The sequence below is a fragment of the Rhodopseudomonas sp. genome, assembly GCF_036404135.1.
Classification (GTDB): Bacteria; Pseudomonadota; Alphaproteobacteria; order Rhizobiales; family Xanthobacteraceae; genus Rhodopseudomonas_A.
Window position 1 is genome coordinate 36,888 of record NZ_DASWPE010000128.1, and the last position, 7,133, is coordinate 44,020.

General features: G+C 64.1%; 9 protein-coding genes and 1 pseudogene. 9 read left to right on the top strand and 1 reads right to left on the bottom strand.

Annotated elements, in window-relative coordinates; genetic code table 11:
• Positions 1-16: 16 nt before the first annotated feature.
• The 9 genes from sufB (at position 17) to VGC77_RS16065 (ending at position 6,713) form a co-directional block, all read left to right on the top strand.
• Positions 17-1,498: a Fe-S cluster assembly protein SufB gene (gene sufB, locus VGC77_RS16025; RefSeq protein WP_331172561.1), complete on the top strand. Its 1,482-nt coding sequence runs from the start codon at positions 17-19 to the stop codon at positions 1,496-1,498.
• Positions 1,495-1,815: a hypothetical protein gene (locus VGC77_RS16030; RefSeq protein WP_331172562.1), complete on the top strand. Its 321-nt coding sequence runs from the start codon at positions 1,495-1,497 to the stop codon at positions 1,813-1,815. Before sufB ends, VGC77_RS16030 begins: the two co-directional genes overlap by 4 nt.
• Positions 1,816-1,825: 10 nt before the next feature.
• Entirely contained in the window at positions 1,826-2,197 is a 372-nt protein-coding gene (locus tag VGC77_RS16035; protein ID WP_331172563.1) for a type II toxin-antitoxin system VapC family toxin, read from the top strand.
• An 11-nt stretch (positions 2,198-2,208) separates the two neighbouring features.
• Positions 2,209-2,379, top strand: coding sequence for a hypothetical protein (locus tag VGC77_RS16040; protein ID WP_331172564.1), 171 nt, complete (start codon positions 2,209-2,211; stop codon positions 2,377-2,379).
• A gap of 139 nt (positions 2,380-2,518) precedes the next feature.
• On the top strand, positions 2,519-3,274 hold the full coding sequence (gene sufC, locus VGC77_RS16045) for a Fe-S cluster assembly ATPase SufC (protein WP_331172565.1): 756 nt from the start codon (positions 2,519-2,521) through the stop codon (positions 3,272-3,274).
• A 27-nt stretch (positions 3,275-3,301) separates the two neighbouring features.
• Positions 3,302-4,624: a Fe-S cluster assembly protein SufD gene (gene sufD, locus VGC77_RS16050; protein ID WP_331172566.1), complete on the top strand. Its 1,323-nt coding sequence runs from the start codon at positions 3,302-3,304 to the stop codon at positions 4,622-4,624.
• Positions 4,621-5,868 carry a cysteine desulfurase gene (locus tag VGC77_RS16055; RefSeq protein WP_331172567.1) on the top strand — a complete coding sequence of 416 codons (1,248 nt, stop codon included), beginning with the start codon at positions 4,621-4,623 and terminating at the stop codon, positions 5,866-5,868. Before sufD ends, VGC77_RS16055 begins: the two co-directional genes overlap by 4 nt.
• Positions 5,865-6,236, top strand: a complete 372-nt coding sequence (locus tag VGC77_RS16060) for an SUF system Fe-S cluster assembly protein (protein WP_331172568.1) — start codon at positions 5,865-5,867, stop codon at positions 6,234-6,236. The genes VGC77_RS16055 and VGC77_RS16060 overlap by 4 nt, the downstream gene beginning before the upstream one ends.
• A 66-nt stretch (positions 6,237-6,302) precedes the next feature.
• The gene (locus tag VGC77_RS16065) at positions 6,303-6,713 is read left to right on the top strand and encodes an iron-sulfur cluster assembly accessory protein (RefSeq protein ID WP_331172569.1); all 411 of its coding nucleotides are present in this window, start codon (positions 6,303-6,305) and stop codon (positions 6,711-6,713) included.
• A gap of 304 nt (positions 6,714-7,017) precedes the next feature.
• On the opposite strand, the pseudogene VGC77_RS16070 reads toward VGC77_RS16065, so the two are convergent.
• Positions 7,018-7,133, bottom strand: a pseudogene (locus VGC77_RS16070) (IS110 family transposase); the annotation flags it as partial.

Sequence of the window (7,133 nt, forward strand, 5' to 3'; positions counted from 1 at the left end):
GCGAGCGGAGGACAGAATGCCGGCTGAACAAGAGACGGTCGAACGGGTGCGCCGTGTCGACGTCGATCAGTACAAGTATGGTTTCGAGACCGACATCGAATCCGACAAGGCCCCAAAGGGTCTCTCGGAAGACACCGTCCGGTTCATCTCAGCAAAGAAGAACGAACCCGACTGGATGCTGCAATGGCGGCTGGAGGCCTATCGCCGCTGGCTGACGATGACCGAGCCGACCTGGGCGCGGGTCGACTACCCCAAGATCGATTACCAGGACCTGTATTACTACTCGGCGCCGAAGAAGAAGCCGCAGCTGTCCTCGATCGACGAGATCGACCCGGAGATTCTCAAAACCTATGAGAAGCTCGGCATTCCGCTGCGCGAGGTCGAGGTGCTGGAAGGCGTGGTGCGCCCCGAGGGCGAGCGCCGCGTCGCGGTCGATGCGGTGTTCGATTCGGTTTCGGTCGCCACCACCTTCCAGAAGGAGCTGAAGGCGGCCGGCGTGATCTTCATGCCGATCTCCGAGGCGATCCGCGAACACCCCGACCTCGTGAAGAAATATCTCGGCAGCGTGGTGCCGACCACCGACAACTATTTCGCGACGCTGAATTCCGCGGTGTTCTCCGACGGCTCGTTCGTCTATGTGCCGCCGGGCGTGCGGTGCCCGATGGAACTGTCGACCTATTTCCGCATCAACGAGCGCAACACCGGGCAGTTCGAGCGCACGCTGATCATCGCCGACCAGGGCGCCTACGTCTCCTATCTCGAAGGCTGCACCGCGCCGCAGCGCGACGAGAACCAGCTGCACGCGGCAGTCGTCGAGCTGGTCACCCATGACGACGCCGAGATCAAATATTCGACGGTGCAGAACTGGTACCCCGGCAATTCCGAAGGCGTCGGCGGCATCTACAACTTCGTCACCAAGCGCGGCGATTGCCGCGGCAAGAACTCGAAAATCTCCTGGACCCAGGTCGAGACCGGCTCGGCGATCACCTGGAAATATCCGAGCTGCATTCTGCGCGGCGATAATTCCCGCGGCGAGTTCTACTCGATCGCGATTTCTAACGGCTATCAGCAGGTCGATAGCGGCACCAAGATGATCCATCTCGGCAAGAACACCACCAGCCGGATCATCTCCAAGGGCATCGCCGCCGGCAAATCGCAGAACACCTATCGGGGCCTGGTCACCGCGCACCGCAAGGCCACCGGCGCGCGCAACTTCACCGCCTGCGATTCGCTGTTGATCGGCGATCAATGCGGCGCCCACACCGTGCCTTACGTGGAAGCCAAGAACTCCTCGGCGCTGTTCGAACACGAAGCCACCACCTCGAAGATCTCCGAGGACGTGCTGTTTTATTGCGTGCAGCGCGGGCTTTCCCAAGAGGAGGCGGTCGGCCTCGTCGTCAACGGCTTCGTCAAGGACGTGCTGCAGCAATTGCCGATGGAATTCGCCGTCGAGGCGCAGAAGCTGATCTCGATCTCGCTGGAGGGGAGCGTCGGATGAGTCATTCGGATGACGATGTCAGCCAGGTTTGGCTTGACGTTGCTCAGGACGGCAGCGTGACGCTGCCGAGCGCAGCGATTGCCGCCGCGCATCTGGTGCCGGGCGACCGGGTGATGGTCCGAGTGGTTGACGGTGTGGTGCAACTTCTGTCGCACATGACCCTGGCGAGGGAAATTCAGCGCCAGATCGAGAAGGGGGCCGATCCCAGCCCGACGTTGCAGGCGCTTCCAGGCGTGGACGGACTCATCGTGGAACGTCGACTTGAATTTTTGCGGGAGGAACCGAAGTTCGGCGCGCAACACCATGCCGCGGAGTAGCCAACCCATCGTGCTCGACGCTTCTGCGGTGCTCGCGGTGGCGTTGCACGAGCCGGGCCATCAGGCGCTTCGCGGACTCGAAACTGTCGGCTTGGTGTCTGCCGTCAATCTCGCTGAGGTGCGATCGCGCCTATGGGACAAGGCCGGTTCGTCGGCGGCTGTCGACGAGTTACTGACGGGAATCAAGATGTCGGTCGTTGCATTTGATGAGACGCAGGCGAGACTATCCGCGGAATTGCGGCCGGTGACCCGGGCTTTGGGGTTGTCGCTGGGAGATCGGGCCTGCCTCGCTTTGGCGGTGCAGTCCGGCGCGGTGGCCTACACGGCGGATCGGGCGTGGGCGAAGATCGACCTGCCCATTGAAGTCCGCGTCATACGATAACGGAATGGACGGTGCGCAAATTCAAGATCGTCCTGGACGGCAAGTCGCTCAGCAAAATGGTGCAGGACTTGTTTGGTGCAGGACTTGTTGGTCAAAACTTGTTTGGTGCAGGATTTGCACGGCGACAGATGGCCATGGCTCATCGCCCGGGATGGTCGCAAAGCGGACATCCCGGACAATGAACGAAGAACTCGAACTTACGCGAACTAAAACGAACTCGAACTAAGACGAACTTGAGTGAGCGACGGAATTTACGATCATCCCGTGAGGGCGTCGAAGCGCAGCGCGGAATGGCGGCGAGGATAGAGGACGGACAACATCATGGCATTGCTTGAAGTCAAAAATCTCCAGGTCCGGGTCGAGGAACGCGAGATCCTTCACGGCCTGACGCTCACCGTCAACGCCGGCGAAGTGCACGCCATCATGGGGCCGAACGGCTCGGGCAAATCCACGCTGAGCCACGTCATCGCCGGTAAGCCGGGCTACGAAGTCACCGGCGGCGAGATCCTGTTCAAAGGCGAGGACCTGTTGGAGATGGCGCCGGACGTGCGCGCCGCCAAGGGCGTGTTCCTGGCCTTCCAGTATCCGGTGGAAATTCCCGGCGTCGCCACCATGACCTTCCTGCGCACCGCGCTGAACGCGCAACGCAAGGCGCGCGGCGAGGGCGAATTCTCCACCCCGGATTTCCTCAAGAAGGTGCGCGAGGTCGCCGCCTCGCTCGGCATTCCGCAGGAGATGCTGCGCCGCGGCGTCAATGTCGGGTTCTCCGGCGGCGAGAAGAAGCGCAACGAGGTGCTGCAGATGGCGTTGTTCCAGCCGAGCCTGTGCATCCTCGACGAAATGGACTCCGGGCTCGATATCGATGCGCTGCGGGTCGCCGCCGACGGCGTCAACAAGCTGCGCTCGCCGGATCGCGCCATGGTGGTGATCACGCATTACCAGCGGCTGCTGGACTACATCGTGCCCGACGTCGTGCATGTGATGTCGAAGGGCCGGGTGGTGAAGAGCGGCGGCAAGGAACTGGCGCTCGAACTCGAAGCCACCGGATATGCGCAATACGCCGAAGCCGCGGCCTGACCTTGGTCGACTGAAACGGATTTTGTGATGAATGTTGCAGCGACACAGCTAAATCCCACCCCGTTGGGCAATGCGTTCGACGCGGTGCGCGGCCGGCTGCCGGGCAGCGCGCCAGTGGCGGAGCGGCGCCAGGCCTCGTTCGAGGCCTATGCCCGTCAGGGCCTGCCGAACCGCCGGATCGAGGACTGGAAATACACCGACCTGCGCGTGTTGATGCGCGAGGTGCTGCCGCTGGCGGCGGCGCCGGATCAGCCGGCGCTGCAGCGCGCCAGCGCGGCGGTCGCCAAGCTTGCGACCGGCGACACCACCAGATTGGTGCTGGTCGACGGCGTGTTCGCGCCGGCACTGTCCGATCGCGCCGGGCTCGATCCGGCGATCGAGCTGCGCTCGCTGGCCGAGGTGCTGCGCGACGACGGCAATGCCAGCCGCGCCGATCTGTTGAACATCAATGCCAGCGCCGACGCGATGATTTCGCTGAACGCGGCGATGGCCACCGACGGCGTGCTGATCACCGTTGCCGACGGCGCCGCGATCGGCAAGCCGATCCACATCGTCCATGTCGCGACGCAATCCAAGGCCGCGACCTACAGCCGCTCGTTCTTCAAGCTCGGCAACGCCGCCCGCGCCACCCTAGTCGAGAGCTTTGTCGCAGCCGAGGGCGCTGCGGCCTATCAGGCCAACGACGCGGTGGTGATCTGGATCGGCGAGGGTGCCGAACTCGAGCACGTCCGGCTGATGGAAGACGCCATTGATGCGATCAACGTCTCCACCGCGGTGTTCACGGTCGGCGCCAAGGCCAAGCTCAACACGCTGAACCTGACGTCGGGCGGCGGCGTCAGCCGCTATCAGGGCTTCGTCAGCATCGCGGGCGAGGGCGCCGCGGTCGCCACCAACGGCGTCAACCTGCTGAAAGGCACGCAGCACGCCGACACCACGCTGGTGCTCAATCATATCGTGCCGCATTGCACGAGCCGCGAGGTGTTCCGCGCGGTGCTCGACGATCGCGGCCACTCCGTGTTCCAGGGTCGCATCAACGTGCATCAGGCGGCGCAGAAGACCGACGCCAAGATGATGACCCGGGCGCTGCTGTTGTCCGACGAGGCCGAGGCCGACAACAAGCCGGAGCTGGAAATCTTCGCCGACGACGTCACCTGCGGCCACGGCTCGACCACCGGCGCTTTGGATGAGTCGCTGCTGTTCTATCTGCGCGCCCGCGGGCTCACCGAAAAGGACGCGCAGTCGCTGTTGATCCAGGCCTTCATCGGCGAGGCGATCGAATCGATCGTCGACGACGGCCTGCGCGATCTGGCGATCGCCGCGGGCGAACGCTGGCTGGAGGCGCGCTCATGACCACGCATCCCGCCGTCGCCAACGGCTCCTACGACGTCAGCCGGGTGCGCGAGGATTTCCCCGCGCTGGCCCTCAAGGTTTACGGCAAGCCGCTGATCTATCTCGACAACGCCGCCTCGGCGCAGAAGCCGCGCGCGGTGCTCGACCGCATGACCGAGGTCTATGAGAGCGAATACGCCAACGTGCATCGCGGGCTGCACTACCTCGCCAATGCCGCCACCGAGGCCTATGAGGGCGGCCGCGCCCGGGTCACCAGCTTCCTCAACGCGAGGCGCCCGGAAGAGATCATCTTCACCCGCAACGCCACCGAGGCGATCAACCTCGTGGCGTCGTCGTGGGGCGCGCCGAATATCGCCGAGGGCGACGAGATCCTGCTGTCGATCATGGAGCACCACTCCAACATCGTGCCGTGGCATTTTCTGCGCGAGCGCCAAGGCGCGGTGATCAAATGGGCGGAGGTCGACGACGACGGCAATTTCCTGCTCGAGGAATTCGAAAAGCAGCTGACGCCGAAGACCAAGCTGGTGGCGATCACCCAGATGTCGAACGCGCTCGGCACCGTGGTGCCGGTCAAGGAGGTGGTGCGGATCGCCCACGCCCGCGGCATTCCTGTTCTGGTCGACGGCAGCCAGGGCGCGGTGCATCTGGCGATCGACGTCCAGGACATCGACTGCGACTTCTACATCATGACCGGGCACAAGCTGTACGGCCCGACCGGGATCGGCGTGTTGTACGCCAAATACGATCACCTGGTGGCGATGCGGCCGTATTGCGGCGGCGGCGAGATGATCCGCGAAGTGTCGCGCGACGCCGTCAGCTACGGCGATCCGCCGCACAAATTCGAGGCCGGCACCCCGGCGATCGTCGAGGCGGTCGGGCTTGGGGCTGCGATCGACTACGTCAATTCGATCGGCAAGGCGCGGATCGCTGCGCACGAGCACGATTTGCTCGACTACGCCCAGGCGCAGCTGCGCGACATCAATTCGCTGCGCATCATCGGCACCGCCCGCGACAAGGGGCCGGTGATCTCGTTCGAGATGAAGGGCGCGCATCCGCACGACGTCGCCACGGTGATCGACCGCTCCGGCATCGCGGTGCGCGCGGGAACGCATTGCGTGATGCCACTTTTGGAACGATTCCACGTCACCGCGACATGCCGCGCCTCATTTGCGATGTATAACACGCGCGAGGAAGTCGACCAATTCGTACAGGCGCTGATCAAGGCGCGGGATTTGTTCTCATGACAGATACGGCCGAAGCCCGAACCAGCAACATGCAAACCTCCTCGGCGCTGCCGCCGGAGGAAACCGAGCGGCTCGGCAGCGACATCGTCGCGGCGCTGAAGACGGTGTTCGATCCGGAGATTCCGGCCGACATTTACGAGCTCGGGCTGATCTACAAGGTCGACATCAAGGACGACCGCACCGTCGACGTCGAGATGACGCTGACCACGCCGAACTGCCCGGCCGCGGCCGAGCTGCCGATCACCGTGGAGAACGCCGTGGCCAGCGTGCCCGGGGTCGGCGTCGTCAACGTCAACATCGTCTGGGAGCCGCCGTGGACCCCGGAGCGGATGACCGACGAGGCGCGGTTGGTGCTGAACATGTGGTGAGGCGGCTGCGCGCCCACCAAACGGGATAACCAGCGGCGGCCTTGAACCGCGGCGAGGACGACGTACATGACCGATATGAACTTGCAAGCCACCACGCCGCCCGTAAAGCCCGCGCCGCGGCCGCGTCCGCAGGTGATGCGGCTGACCGACGCCGCCGCCGAGCGGGTCCGCCAATTGACCCAGCGCGCCGACGCAGCGATCATCGGGCTCAGGGTCGGGATCAAGAACGGCGGCTGCGCCGGGCAGTCCTACACCGTGGAATATGCCCACGACATCCGCCCCTCCGACGAGGTGGTCGAGGACAAGGGCGTCAAGATCCTGGTCGAGCCGAAGGCGGTGCTGTTCCTGCTCGGCACCGAGATGGACTACAAGGTTGACAAGATGTCGGCGCAGTTCGTGTTCAACAATCCGAACCAGATCAGCGCCTGCGGCTGCGGCGAATCGGTGCAGCTCTCGCCGGCTAAGATCGACGGCTGAGCCGGGCGCGTTGCGCTGCCGCACAGGCGGAATAGTCGCGTATCAGCAGAATGGTCGCGCATCGTGGCACACTGCGCCGCCGCGCAGGGATAGCTGCTAGTAACCGATAATTATTTCACCTGCCACACCCCTCGGCGTCATCCTGAGGAGCCCGGCGAAGCCCGAAGGGCTGCGCCGGGCGTCTCGAAGGATGCGCTCCGGCTACCGCCGACTCTCCCTCGTCATCCTTCGAGGCTCGCCTGTTTCCATAGCGGGGTGATGCGGCGATCCGGGGCGGCGAGCGCCTCAGCGACTGTCTTGGTTGTCAAGCGTTTTGCCATGGCTGATTGTCCCGCAGGATTGCGTTGAGGGTGGTGAGGAGCTTTCGGGCGACGGCGATCAGGGCGACCATTTTGGGCTTACCAGCGCTGATCAGGCGCT